Raw genomic sequence first — 1,359 nt, 5'->3', positions numbered from 1 at the left:
TGTAATCGATGGACTCGCCCCCGCCGAGGCATCACAGTGCCACGGTGGCGTTCTAAGAAGCCAACGGCAGCGAGGGCGAGACCATGAAAAAGCATAGTTCCAAGCAAGGTTCCCTGTCTTCCACTGATGTGGAGCTTTGCACAACCATCTGTGTAGACCTGGCCAAGCAGGTCTTTCAGTTAGCAGGCGAGGATGCTACCGGTCGGGTGATCTACGAAGATCGCATCAAATCCCGTCAGGCCTTTCATGATTTCCTGCTCAGGTTGCCAGCGACAGTGACCGTCTTGATGGAGTGCGGTCCAGGGGCACAAGCCTGGGCAAGGCTGCTGCAGGCCAAAGGTAATGCGGTTCGCATCCTGCCTGCGCAACGAGTCGCCGAACACCGCAGCGGCGCGAAGAATGACCGTAACGACACCCATGCCATTTTGCGTGCTGGTCGCGATACCAGTATTGCCTCGATACCGATCAAGAGCACCACAGCACTGGCTATTCAAGCACTGCACCGTATCCGCCGCGGCAACATCAAGCGGCATACCGCGCTGGGTAACCAGATGCGTGGTTTGCTGCTTGAGCATGGCGTATCCATGCCTCAGGGCGACGCTGCGATTAGTAAGCATGTGCCGCGGTCTCTTGAGGATGCCTCTTTACCTTTGCCCGACCTGTTGCGTGAGTTGCTCGATGAACTGTTGACGGACTGGCTGTCTCTGGGTGAACGCATTGCGGGGCTCAGTAGACGGCTCGAAGCGACAGCCCGGGAGGATAAAGTCGCACAGCGACTGGTCACCATTCGTGGCGTAGGCCCTATCATCGCCACGGCGATCGTGGCGAAACAGACCGAGCCCAGCCGCTTCGCCAGTGGCCGAATGTATTCCGCCTTCTTCGGTATCGTGCCCGATCAGCACAGCAGTGGAAACAAGGTCAGATTGGGCAGGATGAGCAAGCGAGGTGACGGCTACATACGTAGCCTGATGATCCAGGGCGCACATGCTGTCTTGAGCCAGCTAAGGCCTGATTCCGATCAGCCAGACGATCGCCGCCTCTTGCGCTGGCTATCCCGCCTTGGGCGCAAGGAAGCGGCGATCAGACTGGCTAATCGAAATCTGCGCATTATCTGGGCCCTGTTACAGAACGACCAGGTCTATCAACACAAACCGAACAGCAACCCGGAGGCTGCCATGAGCCTCTGACCAACCGAGTAATGCCACCGGGGCGCTAAGCGCTCCAACCCCTGCTAGTGAACATTGACCCCTGGTAAGACCGTCGCAGACTGATGCCTCCGCTCCTACAGGCCCGATGCAGTGGCCTCAATGTAAACGGCACGCTGCGAGCTCACCACGATGTTGGCCAGAAGCAAAAAGC

1 protein-coding gene is annotated in these 1,359 nt (G+C 58.1%); it reads left to right on the top strand.

Going from position 1 to position 1,359, the window contains the following annotated elements:
* The first annotated feature begins 128 nt into the window (after positions 1-128).
* Positions 129-1,187, top strand: coding sequence for an IS110 family transposase (locus tag ACGLHT_RS29955; RefSeq protein ID WP_274121243.1), 1,059 nt, complete (start codon positions 129-131; stop codon positions 1,185-1,187).
* Positions 1,188-1,359: the final 172 nt, after the last annotated feature.

This window comes from Pseudomonas sp. PsB (genome assembly GCF_043658375.1).
In the GTDB taxonomy this organism is placed as follows: Bacteria; Pseudomonadota; Gammaproteobacteria; order Pseudomonadales; family Pseudomonadaceae; genus Aquipseudomonas; species Aquipseudomonas putida_Z.
Note: the sequence above shows the minus strand (reverse complement) of the source record. Positions and strands in the feature narration are given on the sequence as shown.